We start from the raw sequence: 16,593 nt of genomic DNA, 5'->3' as shown, positions 1-16,593 counted from the left end.
TTTACGGGCTTTGCCCGGAAAGTGCGTAACATCAGTTATTAATAACAATATTCTTTACTTCTAGAAATGATATATATTATCATCTTACAGCACACTTAGCAAATGAAAAGAATTATCATTTACAAGCCATTTAACTCAATTTGTGCTCGATTGGTTATAATTGCACCTTCTATAATTCGCTTTCATCGGAGTCCCATGCCCTTTCTTTGGCGTTCAACCAGTCATTTCAATCTCGCGAATCTCGTCACAATGGCAAATATCACCTGCGGGCTTTTAGCCACCTATTTCATCACCCAAAATCAATTTATACTCGCCGTCATCCTCGCATGGATGGGGGGGGCATTCGACATCATCGACGGAAAAATCGCCCGTCGCTTCGGTCTCTCCAACGAATTCGGGATTCAGCTCGATTCGTTCGCCGATTTTCTGAGCTTCGTCCTTGTCCCCACCTTTTTTATCTTTCAGGGGGTTTATGCCCATCTCTCCGGCATCCCTCTCATCATCACCTCGATCGCGTCCATCTACTACGTTATCAGCGGTCTGCGCCGTCTTATTCAGTTTAATATTAACGCCGATGCCGGAGAAGTAGCCAAACATTTTACAGGGGTTCCGACGCCGCTGGGGGCGATTTTACTGTGGCTTGTATGGCTGGGATCGGGATTTATCGGATGGATGGGGGTGCTCGCCTTGATGATCTTCATCGGAGCGCTGCTCAACTCGAAAGTGAAGATTCCGCACCTGTAAAAGTGCTGGTTCATCCATACGCATTTTGGCGATGTCGAAAATCGACGACAACAACCACAACTTTTCCATCGTCAATAAGATAAAAAAGTCGATAATCACCGAGACGGTAGCGGTAATATCCCTCAAACTCCCCTTTGAGTTTTTTAATATTGGTTCCGAAATAGGGATTTTGACGGAGCTGCGGATAGACGATATTCGTAATTTTCGTATACAGTTTTTTCTCAATACCCGCTTTTATTTTTTCAAAGCTTTTCGTTTCAGCAATTGAAAACTCAGACAATCGTATACTCTCCGTTTTTCACCTCTTCAAATCCACGTTTAAGATTTTCTACCAACTCTTTATCCGTCATGATCTCCGCCATCTCTGCATTATCGACATATTGCGCCGATGAAAGATATTGCAATGTCGCATACTCAATAAAATTGGAAATATTTCGTCGCTCACCCGAAGCCGCAAGTGCAATCATTTGATAAACCGAGTCATCAACTCTCATCGTTACTGTTTTCACAACAGCCCCTTTTTTATTCATTATAAAACAATTGTATTCAATTTTATTCATAATGTCAATAACGGCGTAATCAAATAATCGAGAGGCTGAAACCCTTAGATTTTAAATCTTCTCGTCCAACTAAATAGGCATCAAATAGTTTATTGCATTCAATCGTCTCTTGTATGTATTTCATTCTTCTTCCCCCTCATCCATCACCGACGACGGAAGCATCTTCTTCGGCTTCAGCCCCAGTTTCCGCATCGCCTCGACGCGACGAATCAAATTCCCTTTACCTGTGGAGAGCTTGTTCATCGCCCCCTCATAGCTTTTTTGGGTACGCCCGATCTGCTCACCGATCTTCTCCATATCCTCCACAAACGCCACCAGTTTTTCGTACAGCGCTTCGGCTGAGGCGGCGATCGCTTTGGCGTTGCGCTCCTGATATTCGCTGCGCCAGATGTGCTCGATGGTCCGCAGCGTCACTAGCAATGTCGAGGGGGAGACGACGACGATGTTCTGCTCGTACGCCGTTTTGAAAAAGGTGTTGTCCTGTTCGAGGGCCAGCAAGAACGCCCCCTCGATGGGCATAAACAACAGGACAAAATCAAGGGTTCGGACACCGCTGAGCTGTTCGTAGCGTTTGGAGCTGAGTCCTTTAATATGGCCGTGGATCGAGAGGAGATGCTGTTTGAGGGCATGGGCACGCTCTTCGTCGTTTTCAGCCCGGGTAAAGGCATCATACGCGACGAGGGAGACTTTGGAGTCGATGATGATGTCTTTGTTCTGCGGCAGGTGGACGATGACGTCGGGGCGGAACTTTTTCCCCTCTTCGTCGCTGAGGGTGCTTTGGATCTCGTACTCGTGCCCCTCTCGTAGCCCCGACTCTTCGAGTATCCGCTCTAGGACGATCTCCCCCCAGTTCCCCTGGGTTTTATTCTCCCCCTTAAGTGCCTGAGTCAGATTGATCGCGTCTTCGCTGAGGCGCTCGTTGAGCGATTTGAGGCGGATAATCTCCTCTTTGATACTCTGACGCTCTTTGAGGTCGTGGACAAATCGCTCTTCGCTCTGGCGGGCGAAATGGGCAATCTGTTCGCGGAACGGTCTGAGGAGAAGGTCAAGCCCTTTGGCATGGGCTTCGTCGAATGTTTTGGCTTTTTGGTCGAATATCTGGGTTGCCAGATGTTCGAACTGCATTTTCATCTGTGTTTTGGCTTCGTCGAGGAGGCGGATTTTCTCTTCGAATGCCCTCCCCGACTCTTCGTTCCGGGTATGGAGAATCGCATAATCGCGTTCCAGTCCATGATATTCGTTTTTGAGCGATTCGAATTTCGACTGCACTTCGCGCCGTGAGGCTTGTTCCTGATTCAACGCTTCCTGCAACTGTACCGCTTGTGATTGTGACAGCGCCGCTGAGTGATGGCTCCGCATCCAAGCGGCTGTCATAATGCCGGCGGCGGCTAGAGAGATAAAAGTAGTTATTTCGTAGATCATGGCACGATTATAGCCAACCGCTCCTAAGAGACGAAATAGTTGGCATCCTGCCCTATTTTTTCTCGCTCAGCATGCTTCCCAGATACCCCAGCGATCCGACGGCACCGGCGAGGCTTTGCTGCCAGTCCGAGGGCATGAAGACCACTTTGGCATTCTCCGATTCACTCAGATTTTTGACGCTGTCGATATAGCGCTGCGCTAGGAGATAATGGGGAGCCACATCCCCGCCCGCAAGCCCTTGGGAAACAATCACCATCGCCTTGCGGTCCCCATCGGCCAGTTCCGCTTTCGCCTGCGCTTCGAGTTTGGCCGCTTCGAGTCTCCCCTGTGCGGCGAGAATCATCGACTCTTTGAGCCCTTCGGCTTCGGCGATGGCGGCACGCTTTTGACCGTCCGCGATCAAGATGGCCGCTTCGCGTTCGCGGTCTGCCGCCGCCTGACGCTCCATCGCTTCTTGCAGATTTTGACTCGGGCGAATATCCTGTACCTCCAGATTCCCCAGCGTCAATCCCCAGCCGCTGAGCGAATCGCGTATTTTTCCCGCCACTTCGGCTTTGATCACATCGCGCTGCGACAACGATTCATTCAGCGTCATTCCGCCGATCACCGCACGCAGCGTTGTCATCGTCATATTGGCGACGGCACTTTCGAAATTGCTGATCGAATACGACGCTTTCCCCGGATCGGTAACGCGGTAAAAAACCACCGCGCTGATGATGACGACGGCGTTGTCTTTGGTGATGACTTCCTGCTCACGGGTCTGCTGAATCAGCTCTTTGGTGACGATTTTATAGGCAACGATATCGATGAGAGGGATCAGCAGATGGAGCCCCGGCAGCAGCGTCGTATGGTATTTCCCCAGCCGCTCGACGACCCACTCTTCCCCCTGCGGAACAATCCGGACCATTTGCGACAATGCATAAACCACCGCCACGACCAGTACTAACGAAAAGAGAACGCTGATATCCATAATAAATCCTTTACCTTTATTTAAATTTTTTCGACAACGACCGTGTTGCCCCTGAGTTTGACGACGCGCACCTGCCCCCCCGCTTCGATCTCCCCCTCTAAAGAGAGAGCCGGCCACACCCGATTCCCCACAATCGGCTCATACAATTCCACCTCCCCCTCCGAATGCGGCGAGAGGGATCTCGTCGCTTTCCCCTCGATTCCGGTGAATTCGTTGTGGGTTCCGACCGCATTGCGTTCATCGTCGCCGATACGGTTCTTTTTAAATATGACCGCCCCGATAATCATAAAAATCGCCGCAACGACCAGCTGGGCAAACAGCGATTCGGGGGAGGCAAACGCCACCCCCGCCGCGACCAGAAACCCCACACCGGCGAATAAAGCGAAAAATGTGGGCATCATCATCTCGATCACAAAAGCGGCTACCGCCACAATCAGCCAGAAAAAATAGGACATTTTGTTACCCTTGGTGAATTTTGGATTTAAGATTACACATTTTCCCCTTATTCCCTTCTGATGTAAATTACATTATCATTCGGATATGAAAATTTCACCCAATGCCCCCTGCCCCTGTCACAGCGGCGACAAATACAAAAAATGCTGCCACCCTTATCATAAGGGGATACTCCCCTCCAATGCTCTAAAACTCATGCGCTCGCGCTACAGTGCGTTCGCCCTTTCCCTGCCCGAATACATCATGGATACGACCCATCCTAATAACGGCGATTACAGCGACGATAGAGCGGCGTGGGCCCGGAGCATCCTCGCGTTTTCGCGTACCCACGATTTTACCGGATTAAAAATTCTGGATTTTATTGACGGGGAGTCGGTCGCATATGTAACGTTTAGCGCAGTTTTGGGAGAGGGAAGTTTTATTGAAAAAAGCCGATTTTATAAGATAGACAAGAAATGGCTCTACGAAAGCGGAGAATTTCCCGAATCGTAACGATCACTCGCTGATGTTTTGCACCTTCCTTTAACAAGGGTGAAAGGGCAGTTTTTCTCCCGCATCCGGAAGATGCGGGTAGCTTCAGGGGGGTGCAGGGGACAAATTGTCCCCGCCACTTTGCGGGCTCTGCCCGTAAAGTGCGTAATATCAATTATGAAAAAGGGTGGCCGTTAATAACGAGACGAAATCCGATCTCATTGGAAATAAAATCGGGACGCGAATAGCCGCGAAACGAACTTCGTAAACACATATACCCCGTTTTATAACTTCCGCCCCGCCGAACTTTGAACGACTCCCCCTCCAGAGCGCCGATGCGGGCTGAACCGTCTTTCGGGGCCCCCATGTAGTTCGCAAAAAAGTCATCCTCGCACCACTCCCATATATTCCCCAACAAATCGTATATTCCCAGCCGATTGGGGAGTTTTTCCCCCACTACACCCGTTCTGAAATTGGAGCTGTATTCATAAATTGCGTAATCATCCAGCAGTGCTTCCGAATCGCCGAACGTAAAGCGGGTATTCCCCCCTGCTTTGGCGGCATACTCCCATTGTGCTTCACTCGGGAGCGCATAAAAACGTGTTTTCCCCTCATACCGGTTGAGGAGTTCCACAAATGCTTTGGCGTCAAACCAGCTCACCTGCTCGACCGGATGACGGTGCGAACTTGCTTCTTCCACTTTATCGTTTTTAAAATACGAAGGGTTGACGCGGGTGAGTTTAAAATATTGTTCTTGCGTTACCGGGTATTTCGAGATCCAAAAACCTCTGACCGATACCGGATGGTGCGGTGATTCGACATCGCCCCCTTCATGATACTGAGGATTCCGCCCCATGATAAACTCTCCGCCGTCAATGTAAAGGAATTCCATACCGATGGAGTTGGTAAAATTCTTAGGGGTTTCAATGACCGGTTCGATTTCAGGGACGATTTCGGGTTTCTTTTTTAAAAAGTCGAACAAACTAAACCTTTTTGCATGCTTATCGAGTTACTTGATACGCAACCATAGCAAAAAATGTTTATATTTTGCAACAAAACAACAATTTTTTTTAAACCATAATTATATTGGAGAAGATAATCCCCGTTAACCTAAATCCAACGGATGATTTTCTCCCCCTTTTTTTTTCCGGCTTGACAAGCTGCTAAACGATAGTTTATAATGTCATCAAACAAACTATATGACCTGTCTATGACATCTCACCCAAATCTCGCCGACTAAATCCACATATAATTAAGGCATTTCACGAATGAGCGAAACCTCAAAAACTCCGAAAAACAATTCAAAAAACCGTACCCATATACCGGTAGAAGGGTTTACGATCGAAGCGCTTCGAACCAAAAAACTCGAAGATCTTCTTGAAATCGCCAACTCGCTCAATATCGAAGACCCCAACGAACTTAAACGTCAAGACCTTATTTTTGAAATTCTCAAAACACAGGTTCAGCAGGGGGGATTCATCCTCTTTACGGGTATCCTGGAAATTATGCAAGACGGCTACGGCTTTTTACGTGCCGTGGACCAAAGCTTCAGCGACTCTTTGCACGACGCCTACGTCTCCAGTACCCAAATCCGCCGCTTCGCTCTTCGTAACGGGGATATCGTCACCGGTCAGGTTCGTGCGCCGAAAGATCAGGAGCGCTATTACGCCCTCCTCAAAGTCGAAGCGATCAACTATCTCCCCCCCGAAGAGTCCAAGAAACGCCCTCTCTTCGAAAACCTCACCCCTCTTTATGCGTTAGAGCAGATCAAACTCGAATACCAGCCGACCAAACTGACGGGGCGGATGATGGACCTCTTCTCCCCGATCGGAAAAGGGCAGCGCGGACTCATCGTCGCTCCTCCGCGCTCCGGTAAGACGGAATTGATGAAAGAGATCGCCCACGGGGTCACAAACAACCATCCTGAAGTGGAGCTGATGGTCTTGCTGGTCGATGAACGTCCCGAAGAGGTCACCGATATGGAGCGCTCCGTCAACGGAGAGGTTTACAGCTCTACCTTCGACGAACCGGCCAAAAACCACGTCAAAGTTGCCGAGATGGTGATTGAGCGGGCCAAACGACGCGTCGAGCTGGGCAAAGACGTCGTGATTCTCCTCGACTCGATCACCCGCCTTGCCCGTGCCTACAATACCGTTACCCCGAGTTCGGGAAAAGTCCTCTCGGGCGGGGTCGATGCCAACGCCCTGCACAAACCGAAACGGTTCTTCGGTGCCGCGCGTAACATCGAAAACGGCGGAAGCTTGACGATCATCGCCACCGCACTCGTCGATACGGGAAGCCGAATGGATGAAGTCATTTTCGAAGAGTTCAAAGGGACCGGAAACTCCGAAGTGGTCCTCAGCCGCAAAATCTCCGATCGCCGTATCTTCCCGGCGATTGATATCCTCAAATCGGGAACCCGAAAAGAGGAGCTCCTCATCGGACCGGAGATCCTCCAAAAAGTATTTGTCCTTCGCTCGATGCTGCACAAGCAAGAAGACGAAGTCGAAGCACTCCGTTTCCTCTACAACACGATGCTCAAAAGCAAGAGCAACAGCGAGTTTCTCGACAGTATGAACGAGTCGACCAAATAAGATGCGAGTCGGAGTCTTTGACAGCGGTGTCGGGGGTTTGAGCGTCGTCAAATCGTTACTCGAACACAAACTCTTCGAAGAGATCATCTATTTCGGAGATACCGCCCGCGTTCCGTACGGTGTCAAAGACCAAAATACCATTATCCGCTACTCCCTTGAAGCACTTGAATTCTTCAAAAATTTCGAAATTGATCTGCTGATCACCGCCTGCAATACCGTCAGTGCCTATGCCCTCGATGAGATGCGTCTGCACAGCGACTGTGACGTTATCGGGGTCGTCGAACCCGGAGTACTGGCGCTTAAAAATGCCGTCCCCGATACCGATGCCAATATTCTGATTCTGGGAACCAAAGCGACGGTCCGTTCACGCGCCTATGAAAAAGGGCTTGAAGAGCTGGGATACCGGCGCCACAGTGCGATCGCCACGACCCTTCTCGTCCCCATCGTCGAAGAGGGGCTCTATGAGGGAGAAGTGCTTCAAAGTGCCCTTCATCACTATTTCGGTGCTTTGGAAAAGAATCCCGACGCGATTATTTTGGGATGTACCCATTTCCCCCTCGTTGCCGAAGCCATTGACGGCTACTTTAACCAGAAAAGTGCCCTGATCCATTCGGGAGAGGCAATTGTCGAATATCTGGAACACCATTACGATTTCACCAAGCGGTTTGAAAAAACGGAACTGAAATTTTTCGCTTCCGAAAATCCCGAAGGGCTTCGCCGTACCGCCAAAGAGTGGTTGTCGCTGGATTAGAACGCCAACGGAGCAAAGCTCCGCTTGGCTACGCTGGCCGCTATGGCACTGAAGCTTGCCTCTCACGAGGCAGATAATTACCTTGGAACCAAGGAATTAAAGAAGGAGAACGAATGGCAGAACGGTCCGAAGTATTAGCGTTAAAATACCGCCCGAAACGGTTCGAAGAGCTCATCGGACAAGAGAGCATCTCCCAAACCCTTTCTCTGGCCCTCGATACGGGGCGCCTGTCGCACGCTTATCTTTTTTCAGGACTTCGCGGTTCGGGAAAAACATCGACGGCACGGATTTTTGCCAAATCACTCGTTTGTGAAAAAGGGCCGACCTCCGCTCCGTGCGATGTCTGCACCCACTGCGTCATGGCCAATGAGGGGCGCCACATCGATATCATCGAGATGGACGCCGCATCCAGCCGAAAAATCGACGATATCCGCGACCTGATTGAGCACACCAAATACCGCCCTGCCAGCGCTAGTGTCAAAATTTTTATTATCGACGAAGTGCACATGCTGACCAAAGAGGCGCACAACGCCCTCCTTAAAACACTCGAAGAACCGCCCCCTTTTGTCAAATTCATCCTCGCGACCACCGACCCGCTCAAACTGCCGCCGACCATCTTAAGCCGAACTCAGCATTTTCGGTTCAAACGGATCAGCCATCCCAATATCGTGAACCATCTCACCCATATTCTTCATCTCGAAAAGATCGATTTCCAATCCGAAGCGCTTGATATTTTGGCACGCAGCGGATCGGGAAGTTTACGAGACACCCTCACCCTTCTGGATCAGGCCATTATCTATTCCAAAGGGTTTGTTGACATTAAAACGGTTGCCGATATGCTGGGGTTACTCGATCCCCTTTATATCGATACCCTTTTTGCCGCCGTATTTGCCAAAAACCGGACGGAGCTGACGCGAATCGTCAAAGAGCTCGAAGCCTATGAGGCGGAAATGGTGGTGGATGAGCTGATCGCTTTTCTAAAAGAACGGCTCTACACCGGAGACCACCGTTTCAGCCCTTTGATTATTGAACGTTTTTTCCGTATCCTCAGTGATGCGAAATCCCTCTTTGCCATCAATGCAGACGGGGGGTTCGTCGTCAGTCTCGCCCTTTTTAAAATGATCGAGGCACTGCGTATCAAAGAGATCGATGAGATGATCGAGTCTCTTGAATCCAGAACTCCCCACACAGAAGCACCGAGAGTACCGGAGATGACCTCTCCCCCCGAATCGATTACCGTCACCCTCCGCGAACCGGCCAAATCATTATTTGAACAGTTATGCGACAAAATTTCCGACCGGAGCATAGAGCTGGAGCGCTGTTTCACGAAAAATGTCTCCTTTGTCTCCTTTGAAGGCAATACCCTCACCTGGGAGAGCTGTGCCGAGGGGGAAGATAAAGAACTCCTCAAAAACAGTTTCGGCATTATCCGCCAGTTCGTCCGCGAAATTTACGGCATTGATACCCAAATCAAATCGGGACCCTGCACCAAAAGCGCCCCGCCTGCTCTGGAAACACCCCTCCTGACCCGAGAAGAACCGCTGCCGCAAACCGCTTCCATGGTCGAAGAGTCCGAAATCGGTGTCGGAAGCTGTGTTGCAGACTGCGGCGAAACCAGCGTCAAAGAGTTTAACGGCAGCGATGTCCTTAAAGAGCCGATGGTTCAAAAAGCGGCGGAACTTTTCGAAGCGACCAAAATTACCGTTCAGTCAAAAGTTTAAAAAATTAAAAAAAATCCGATATAATAACTCATTACACATTTACGTTAAGTTATATTCATTTTATCAACAGAAGGTTAAATGATGCGGTTACAGCGATCCTTTGTGTTGCCCCTTCTCTCCCTTTCAGCCCCCCTCTGTGCTTCAGATGTGTCCCCCTGCTGTTCCGTCGATTACACCTATTTGACACTCTCTTTACTCATCCTTATCCTACTCATTATCGCCGGTATCCTCCGTACCTATGCCCTTCGCACCAGATTGACGCAGCTAAAAAATGAATTGCATAATCGTGACGATCAGGCCAAACTGACCGAAATTCTTTTTGAAAACAACAGTGATCCCATCATCATTTCGGACATTGACACGAATGAGCATGTTGTCCGCGTCAATAGCGCATTTGAAAAACTCACCGGCTACAGCAGCGATGAAATTCAGGGTAAAAAATTAAATATTCTCTACTCCGGGCATCATGACAAAGCGTACTATGAGGGGATGAAAAATGCTATCAATCTCCACGGCAGTTGGGAGGGGGAGATTGTCGACCGCCATAAAAGCGGATATCTTTTTTCCAAATGGCTTACGATACGGACACTTTTTCACGAAGACGGCCACCCCTACCGACGTATTGCCATCTTTTCCGATCTCAATGATGATCAGGAGAGCCGTCAAAAAATCTGGTATCAAGCCAACTTTGACCTTTTAACCGCGCTTCCGAATCGGAACCTGTTTATGTATCGGCTCGAAAAAGAGCTGCATGAGATTGAACGCACCCGATTGCCTCTGGCCTTGATGTTTCTCGATCTGGATAATTTCAAAGAGGTAAACGACTCCTTCGGGCACGATGAGGGGGATGTTTTGCTCCGCGAAGCGGCAAGACGGATTACCCAATGTGTCCGAAAAAACGACATTGTCTCCCGTCTGGGAGGGGATGAATTTACCATTATCCTCCCCGGAGTCAATGACGAACTGGTCATAGATAAAATTGCCGTATCCTTGCTCAGCGAACTGGCCCGTTCCTTTGATTTGCACGGCGAAAAAGCCTTTATCTCCGCCAGTGTCGGTATCGCCGTCGCTCCGACCGACGGCTTGTCGGCGGAAGTACTCCTCAAACACGCCGATCAGGCGATGTATTCGGCAAAAAAAGAGGGGAGAAATCGATACCACTATTTTACCCCCATGATGCAAGACGCCCTGCATAAACGGCATCAATTGGCCGATGAGATGCGCGAAGCGATCAAGAACGGAGAATTTGTCCTCTATTATCAACCCATTCTCCACGTAGAGAGCAAGACGATCCACAAAGCCGAAGCATTGATCCGATGGATGCGTCATGACGGTACGCTGGTCAGTCCTGCCGATTTCATCCCCCTTTCGGAAGATACCGGGATGATTGTCGAACTCGGAAAATGGATTTTTGATGAAGTCTCCACCCAACTCAAAGTGTGGCGTGAGCACTACGATCCAACGTTTCAAATTTCAATCAATATCTCTCCCGTAGAATTTCGAAGCGATTCTTCCCAATGTCTAAAACTTTCGGAGCTTATCGACAACCAGAGTCTCCCGGCAGATGCCATCGTCGTAGAAATTACCGAAATGGTTCTCATGGAACAAAGTGATGCCACCATTAAGACACTCCAAAAATTTGACCATCGGGGGATTACCCTCTCCATCGATGATTTCGGTCTGGGCCACTCCTCTCTTGCCCACCTCAAAAAATTTGATGTTACGTTTCTCAAAATTGACAAAACTTTTGTTAGAGATCTTGAAACCGATAACGACAACAGGATTTTATGCGAAGCGATTGCCATCATGGCACACCGTCTTGGGATTAAAGTGATCGCGGAAGGGGTTGAAACTGCCGCACAACGAAACTACCTTGAATCGATTCAATGCGATTATATTCAGGGGTATTATATTGCACGCCCGATGCCATCGGATGAATTTGCAAAGAGATTTTTTCACCCGATCGTCAAAACGTAAGGGGGTAGCTCAACATTACGCTGTTTTGGAGAAGCTGAAAGGGTGAAATATTCCCACAATGGTGTAAATCTAACAATTTGTATCTATTCCCCTTGTACAATATTGATTTTTCAGCTATAATCTATCCATTGAAAGATGATTTAGAGTTTCATCTTTGGCTTGCTTTTTATTGAAGACCTTTTAGTTAACAGTACGACCCGCCCTTAGAATACTCCATTTTATATTTTCGACCACTTCGGAAACGGAGTGTATTTTAAACACAAAGGGTTTACTATGGCAGACGTACTAAACGGAACCGTTAAATGGTTCAACAGCGAAAAAGGTTTTGGATTTATCCAACAAGACAACGGCGGTAAAGATGTATTCGTACACTTCCGTCAAATCAACAGCACCGGTTATGGTCGTGTTTCTCTTGACGAAGGTCAAAAAGTGACTTATACTGTTGGTCAGGGCGAAAAAGGTCCACAAGCAGAAAACGTTACAGCACTGTAACTCTCTCCTCGGGCAGAGTTTTTCTGCCCCTCTTCTCAAAACTATTTTCTTAAGACACTATCGGGTGTTTTAAATAGATATTTTACAGTACTTTTATCCCCTACGTTTAGCCATTATACGCACAAGATGCCTCTTGCGCTTTAGGATCGACATTACGATTAAAAAAGGGGACCGTATGGAAAGCAGAGAAGCTGTTTTAGAAGCACTCGCTCAAGGTAAAAAACTTACCAGCAATGTTACAGGATTGCAATATCATCTCGTGAACGGGAAATTGCATGCACGCCATGGTGAAAAAAGTGACTGGCACGAAAGTGAACTCTCATTTGATAATCCCCCCTCCTGGCTTAATCTACGGGACTAATCCCCGAATATTTCCTTTGCCTTAAACAGGCAAACCTCCCTCTCCTTCATATGAAATCCACAACAATTCTGTGCTAACCTTTTGATCGTATTATGCGCACGGAAGTAATCCCGATGATACTCTCCGGGCATTAAAATCAGCCTCTTACGAGGCATACAGAAGGATCACGATGTTTCTACACAAAAAAATCGATACGATCGAAGCGATGCCCCAAAAAGCGGGTAAAGGGGTAGCCATGAAAATGCTCCTCTCTCCGGACGAATCTCCCAATTTTGCGATGCGAAATTTCACCATTGAGAGTGGCGGGCATATGCCCCTGCACACTAACACCGTCGAACACGAACAGTACGTGATCAGCGGGCAAGCACGGGTCGTTATCGGCGATCAAAGCTTTGAGGCAGGGGCGGGAGACGTACTGCTGATCCCTGCGGGAGTACCGCACAGCTACGAAACCCTTGGCGACGAACCCTACAACTTTTTATGCCTTGTCCCTAAAACTCAGGACACGATCGAAGTATTGGCGTGCTAAATGGACGGTAGAGAACGCAAACATATCCAATCGGGTAAACGGGTCACCATCGTTTTGAAACAAGACCAGTCCACCGGGGCATTGACAGAGGGGATCGTGCGCGATATCCTGACCAAATCCCCCAATCATCCGCACGGAATCAAGGTGCGTCTCATGAGCGGTGAAGTGGGACGGGTTAAAGAGGTATTTTGAAAAAACAGATCCTTTTTGACAACGACGGCGTCCTGGTGGAGACGGAAAAATGGTATTTTGCCGCCAACGTCGAGATTTTAAAAACGATGGGGATCCATCTTGATGAAGTGCGTTATCGCGAAATCATGATCCTGGGACAAAGCGCCTTTTTACTCGCCGAAGAGGCGGGATTTGATTCGGTCACGCTCAAGCCGGCACTTTGTGCATCGGCCGGGTTCCAAAGCTAAAAAAGCCAAGCAGTTGACTTTTTTAACGCTTTTCACCCATACAACCCCCTGAAGCTACCCGTATCTTTCGGATGCGCGAGATTAATTTCCCTTTATGTACTTGCTAGGGCAAGGTGCGTAAGATCAGTTACTCAATTAGATCTCCCCATAACGGGGGATCGGAAAACTTTCTTTTCTGAGTGTAAGTTATAAAACGGTATAACGTATCATTAAATCATTAATACTTGAAAGGAATCCTTTGTATCTACTTTTTTTCGGATACGGTTTGGCTTTTTTTTTAATGGGGTTTGCGATCTTGCTCTATCCGAAAGGGGGGAGTAGATACAAACTTGCCAAAAACATATGGCTCATCGGTGCATTCGGCATTTCGCACGGAGTCGTCGAGTGGATCGATATGTTTTTTACGATCGAGCAGAACAAACCCCTCCTGCTACAAGGGATCAGTTTGGTTCTCTTAGCCCTTTCGTACCTGTTCCTCCTCTGTTTCGGGCTTCGAATGATCAGCGAAAAACTCGAAAAACTCCCCTTCTTCACTCTTGTGGCAGCACTCTCTCCCCTACCGCTGTCTATTCTCATTCTAATTGGCCAAAGCAGTGACCCTTTTTTGTTGGGAAATATCCTCACCCGCTATTGTATCGGGATACCGGGGATTATTTTAAGTGCGTATGCCCTCTATTTACGGTTTGAATATCTGAAAAAACTCAAACTCCCGCGAATTGAAACCGCATTTAAACTGTTGATCGCTTCACTTTTGCTCTACGCGGTCGCTGCGGGGATAATCGTTCCCGATGCCCATTTTTTCCCCGCCTCAACACTGAATTACACCACCTTTGAGAACACCTTCGGTTTTCCGGTTCAGCTTCTCCGGGGAGTGATCGCTTTGGTAGCGGCCTATACCGTTCTTGAGCTGTTGAGCATATTCCGCCACGAAACCGAAACCAAGCTGCAAAAATTTGCCCATGCGATTGAAGAGAGCGACGACAACGTCGTCATTACCGACATCAACGGGATCGTGGAGTATCTGAATCCCTCCTTCGAAAAACATACCGGATATCAGCTGGAAACGGTTCGCGAACGAAAAATCAACTTTCTCCGCTCCGGCAAACATGACGATACGTTCTACGAACAGATGTGGAATACGCTCCTCTCCGGAGAGTGCTTTCGGGGGCATCTGGTTAACAAGAAAAAAAGCGGGGAGCTCTATCACGAATACAAAACGATCGTCCCGATTAAAGACCGCAATAACCATATTATCTATTTTGTCTCCACCGGAAAAGATATCACCGAATTCATCAAACTCGAAGAGCAGCTCGAAATGCTGGCCGCTACAGACAGTCTGACAGGGATATGGAATCGGATGAAATTTGACGAACAACTGAATTACGAACTCACCCGGGCGAAAAGGTATGACCATCCGCTTGGGGTTATCCTTTTTGATATCGACCACTTTAAAAATATCAATGATACCTACGGTCATCCGGAAGGGGATCATGTCTTAAAAGCGATTGCCGCAATAACCCAAAAAAGTGTCCGGGAAAGCGACCTCTTCGCCCGATGGGGAGGTGAAGAGTTTATCCTTCTACTCCCCTACACCACTCTTGAGCAGGCTTCAGCCTTCGCCGAGCGGCTGAGATTGGAAATCGAAATGTTTGATTTTGGACAAATGGGGAGCATCACCGCCAGTTTCGGCGTGAGCGCCTACTATCCGGACGATACGATCGACACAGTCATGAAACGGGTAGACGCAGCCCTTTATCATGCCAAAAACGGGGGAAGAAATCAAATTGCTTCGCTCTAGGCGAATCATTTCATGGTTCTCTCTTCCCCCCCACTTCAGCGCTTTTTTTTTAATTTGTGACATTTATGTAATATTTTACAAAAAAAGTTATACTTCATTCTCAAAAACACTAAAAATTACTCCTGACGATAAAGGAATCACGGTATGAACACCCATAATTGGACAATCGGTAAAAAAATGGTGCTACTGATCGCTTTATTGCTCGCAATACTGCTGGGCGTCGGGGCATACAGTATCATCAATGCACAACGATCCGCCAATGGTGCCAAAAAGATACTGACCGATCGACTGGTACCGGCGGTCACTATCGGTACGATCCTAGATCTCATGCATGCCAACGTTAATCAGCTGATGCTAGCCGGCATGCACGATCCCCGGCTGGAAGAGAGTACCCTGCACAACCATTCCATCCATAAACATCTGGATGAAGTGACTGCCAATATAGCGACCATTACAACGTTATGGGAGGGGTACATCTCCTCCCCCCTGACACCGGAAGAGAAAGCTCTGGCACAAGCGTTTAAAGAGAAACGGGGGAAATTTGTAAAAGAGGGGTTGATAGAAAATGCGCAGCTGCTTCACCAAAACAGATACAAAGAGGCTAATATCCACCGAATCAAAGTCGTAGCTCCTCTCTTTAAAGAAGCGTACAAGAGTGCTGAAAATCTCCTTGATTTCCAGAAAAAAGAGGGGCAAAAAGAGGTTGAACTTCAGCAGAGCAACACCGACGATCTCGTCATGATTTTACTGATCGGCGGATTGATCACTTTTATCGTCATTCTGGGTATTGCACTCTACACCATCCGCTCCATCAACCAAGCCATCACCATGAGCGTCACCACCATCCGCGACGGGGCGATGCAGATCACCTCGGCATCCGATCAAGTAGCGGCTTCCTCATCCTCATTGGCCCAAGGGGCCAGCGAACAGGCCTCCAGCGTCGAAGAGGTGAGCGCGACGTTAGAAGAGTCCACCGCGATCAATTCACAAAACGTTGACAACGCCCGTCAGGCCGATATCCTCGCGAAAAACGCCAACGATTCGGCCCGTGCCGGATATGAAAAGGGAGAACAGCTCTCCCGCTCCATGCACGCGATCACCGAATCGGCGGCAAAAATTTCCGGTATCATCAAAGCGATCGACCAGATCGCGTTTCAAACCAACCTCCTTGCCCTCAACGCAGCCGTCGAAGCGGCGCGGGCGGGGGAACACGGTCTGGGATTCGCCGTCGTCGCCGATGAAGTGCGGAACCTCGCCCAACGGGCGGCGGCAGCCGCCAAAGAGACCTCCGATATCATCGAAGAGGTGGTCGGACAGATCAAAGAAGGAAA

The 16,593-nt window shown here is 48.6% G+C and carries 19 protein-coding genes; 13 read left to right on the top strand and 6 right to left on the bottom strand.

Annotated features, from left to right (window positions below):
• Positions 1–195 precede the first annotated feature (195 nt).
• Positions 196–744, top strand: coding sequence for a CDP-alcohol phosphatidyltransferase family protein (locus M0P91_RS06030; protein ID WP_295065660.1), 549 nt, complete (start codon positions 196–198; stop codon positions 742–744).
• A 10-nt stretch (positions 745–754) separates the two neighbouring features.
• Here the strand turns inward: M0P91_RS06030 and M0P91_RS06025 are convergent, their stop codons facing one another.
• The 5 genes from M0P91_RS06025 to M0P91_RS06005 all read right to left on the bottom strand — a co-directional run bounded on the left by M0P91_RS06025 (position 755) and on the right by M0P91_RS06005 (position 4,151).
• Complete coding sequence (locus tag M0P91_RS06025) at positions 755–1,024, bottom strand: type II toxin-antitoxin system RelE/ParE family toxin (RefSeq protein WP_295065658.1); 270 nt, start codon at positions 1,022–1,024, stop codon at positions 755–757.
• Positions 1,017–1,253 (bottom strand): CopG family transcriptional regulator, encoded by a 237-nt coding sequence (locus tag M0P91_RS06020; RefSeq protein WP_295065656.1) that lies wholly within the window; start codon positions 1,251–1,253, stop codon positions 1,017–1,019. Before M0P91_RS06020 ends, M0P91_RS06025 begins: the two co-directional genes overlap by 8 nt.
• A 171-nt stretch (positions 1,254–1,424) precedes the next feature.
• The gene (rmuC, locus tag M0P91_RS06015) at positions 1,425–2,726 is read right to left on the bottom strand and encodes a DNA recombination protein RmuC (RefSeq protein WP_295065654.1); all 1,302 of its coding nucleotides are present in this window, start codon (positions 2,724–2,726) and stop codon (positions 1,425–1,427) included.
• A gap of 52 nt (positions 2,727–2,778) precedes the next feature.
• Positions 2,779–3,696: an SPFH domain-containing protein gene (locus M0P91_RS06010; RefSeq protein ID WP_295065652.1), complete on the bottom strand. Its 918-nt coding sequence runs from the start codon at positions 3,694–3,696 to the stop codon at positions 2,779–2,781.
• Between the two features lie 20 nt (positions 3,697–3,716).
• Positions 3,717–4,151 carry an NfeD family protein gene (locus M0P91_RS06005; RefSeq protein ID WP_295065651.1) on the bottom strand — a complete coding sequence of 145 codons (435 nt, stop codon included), beginning with the start codon at positions 4,149–4,151 and terminating at the stop codon, positions 3,717–3,719.
• A gap of 85 nt (positions 4,152–4,236) precedes the next feature.
• Between M0P91_RS06005 and M0P91_RS06000 the strand changes: the two genes are divergently transcribed.
• A complete protein-coding gene (locus tag M0P91_RS06000) occupies positions 4,237–4,641 on the top strand; it encodes a YchJ family metal-binding protein (protein WP_295065649.1) in 405 nt (134 codons plus the stop codon).
• A 154-nt stretch (positions 4,642–4,795) separates the two neighbouring features.
• On the opposite strand, the gene M0P91_RS05995 is transcribed toward M0P91_RS06000, so the two are convergent.
• A complete protein-coding gene (locus M0P91_RS05995) occupies positions 4,796–5,602 on the bottom strand; it encodes a formylglycine-generating enzyme family protein (RefSeq protein WP_295065647.1) in 807 nt (268 codons plus the stop codon).
• 286 nt (positions 5,603–5,888) lie between these two features.
• On the opposite strand from M0P91_RS05995, the gene rho reads away from it, so the two are divergent.
• The 11 genes from rho to M0P91_RS05940 form a co-directional block, all read left to right on the top strand.
• Positions 5,889–7,214 carry a transcription termination factor Rho gene (rho, locus tag M0P91_RS05990; RefSeq protein ID WP_295065645.1) on the top strand — a complete coding sequence of 442 codons (1,326 nt, stop codon included), beginning with the start codon at positions 5,889–5,891 and terminating at the stop codon, positions 7,212–7,214.
• 1 nt (position 7,215) lies between these two features.
• The gene (gene murI, locus M0P91_RS05985; protein WP_295065643.1) at positions 7,216–7,965 is read left to right on the top strand and encodes a glutamate racemase; all 750 of its coding nucleotides are present in this window, start codon (positions 7,216–7,218) and stop codon (positions 7,963–7,965) included.
• Positions 7,966–8,078: 113 nt separating this feature from the next.
• Positions 8,079–9,686, top strand: a complete 1,608-nt coding sequence (locus M0P91_RS05980) for a DNA polymerase III subunit gamma/tau (RefSeq protein ID WP_295065641.1) — start codon at positions 8,079–8,081, stop codon at positions 9,684–9,686.
• Between the two features lie 78 nt (positions 9,687–9,764).
• Positions 9,765–11,663 carry an EAL domain-containing protein gene (locus M0P91_RS05975; protein WP_295065639.1) on the top strand — a complete coding sequence of 633 codons (1,899 nt, stop codon included), beginning with the start codon at positions 9,765–9,767 and terminating at the stop codon, positions 11,661–11,663.
• Positions 11,664–11,936: 273 nt separating this feature from the next.
• The gene (locus M0P91_RS05970; protein ID WP_013459406.1) at positions 11,937–12,155 is read left to right on the top strand and encodes a cold-shock protein; all 219 of its coding nucleotides are present in this window, start codon (positions 11,937–11,939) and stop codon (positions 12,153–12,155) included.
• A 175-nt stretch (positions 12,156–12,330) separates the two neighbouring features.
• On the top strand, positions 12,331–12,516 hold the full coding sequence (locus tag M0P91_RS05965; protein WP_295065636.1) for a hypothetical protein: 186 nt from the start codon (positions 12,331–12,333) through the stop codon (positions 12,514–12,516).
• A gap of 169 nt (positions 12,517–12,685) precedes the next feature.
• Complete coding sequence (locus M0P91_RS05960; RefSeq protein ID WP_295065634.1) at positions 12,686–13,045, top strand: cupin domain-containing protein; 360 nt, start codon at positions 12,686–12,688, stop codon at positions 13,043–13,045.
• Entirely contained in the window at positions 13,046–13,237 is a 192-nt protein-coding gene (locus M0P91_RS05955; RefSeq protein WP_295065632.1) for a YwbE family protein, read from the top strand.
• On the top strand, positions 13,234–13,464 hold the full coding sequence (locus M0P91_RS05950; protein ID WP_295065630.1) for a hypothetical protein: 231 nt from the start codon (positions 13,234–13,236) through the stop codon (positions 13,462–13,464). Before M0P91_RS05955 ends, M0P91_RS05950 begins: the two co-directional genes overlap by 4 nt.
• A gap of 238 nt (positions 13,465–13,702) precedes the next feature.
• Positions 13,703–15,262, top strand: a complete 1,560-nt coding sequence (locus M0P91_RS05945; protein ID WP_295065628.1) for a sensor domain-containing diguanylate cyclase — start codon at positions 13,703–13,705, stop codon at positions 15,260–15,262.
• 144 nt (positions 15,263–15,406) lie between these two features.
• Positions 15,407–16,593 (top strand): methyl-accepting chemotaxis protein (locus M0P91_RS05940; RefSeq protein ID WP_295065626.1); only part of this gene is annotated, 1,187 nt, incomplete at its 3' end.

Source organism: Sulfuricurvum sp. (assembly GCF_023229695.1).
GTDB lineage: Bacteria > Campylobacterota > Campylobacteria > Campylobacterales > Sulfurimonadaceae > Sulfuricurvum.
Note: the sequence above shows the minus strand (reverse complement) of the source record. Positions and strands in the feature narration are given on the sequence as shown.

What these genes read in the sequence shown, in the direction of transcription:
- M0P91_RS06005 (WP_295065651.1), bottom strand. Translation starts at nt 4,151, where the DNA reads ATGTCCTATTTTTTCTGGCTGATTGTGGCGGTAGCCGCTTTTGTGATC.
- M0P91_RS05960 (WP_295065634.1), top strand. Translation starts at nt 12,686, where the DNA reads ATGTTTCTACACAAAAAAATCGATACGATCGAAGCGATGCCCCAAAAA.
- M0P91_RS06010 (WP_295065652.1), bottom strand. Translation starts at nt 3,696, where the DNA reads ATGGATATCAGCGTTCTCTTTTCGTTAGTACTGGTCGTGGCGGTGGTT.
- rmuC (WP_295065654.1), bottom strand. Translation starts at nt 2,726, where the DNA reads ATGATCTACGAAATAACTACTTTTATCTCTCTAGCCGCCGCCGGCATT.
- M0P91_RS05975 (WP_295065639.1), top strand. Translation starts at nt 9,765, where the DNA reads ATGATGCGGTTACAGCGATCCTTTGTGTTGCCCCTTCTCTCCCTTTCA.
- M0P91_RS05970 (WP_013459406.1), top strand. Translation starts at nt 11,937, where the DNA reads ATGGCAGACGTACTAAACGGAACCGTTAAATGGTTCAACAGCGAAAAA.
- M0P91_RS05955 (WP_295065632.1), top strand. Translation starts at nt 13,046, where the DNA reads ATGGACGGTAGAGAACGCAAACATATCCAATCGGGTAAACGGGTCACC.
- M0P91_RS06000 (WP_295065649.1), top strand. Translation starts at nt 4,237, where the DNA reads ATGAAAATTTCACCCAATGCCCCCTGCCCCTGTCACAGCGGCGACAAA.
- murI (WP_295065643.1), top strand. Translation starts at nt 7,216, where the DNA reads ATGCGAGTCGGAGTCTTTGACAGCGGTGTCGGGGGTTTGAGCGTCGTC.
- M0P91_RS05980 (WP_295065641.1), top strand. Translation starts at nt 8,079, where the DNA reads ATGGCAGAACGGTCCGAAGTATTAGCGTTAAAATACCGCCCGAAACGG.
- rho (WP_295065645.1), top strand. Translation starts at nt 5,889, where the DNA reads ATGAGCGAAACCTCAAAAACTCCGAAAAACAATTCAAAAAACCGTACC.
- M0P91_RS05965 (WP_295065636.1), top strand. Translation starts at nt 12,331, where the DNA reads ATGGAAAGCAGAGAAGCTGTTTTAGAAGCACTCGCTCAAGGTAAAAAA.
- M0P91_RS06030 (WP_295065660.1), top strand. Translation starts at nt 196, where the DNA reads ATGCCCTTTCTTTGGCGTTCAACCAGTCATTTCAATCTCGCGAATCTC.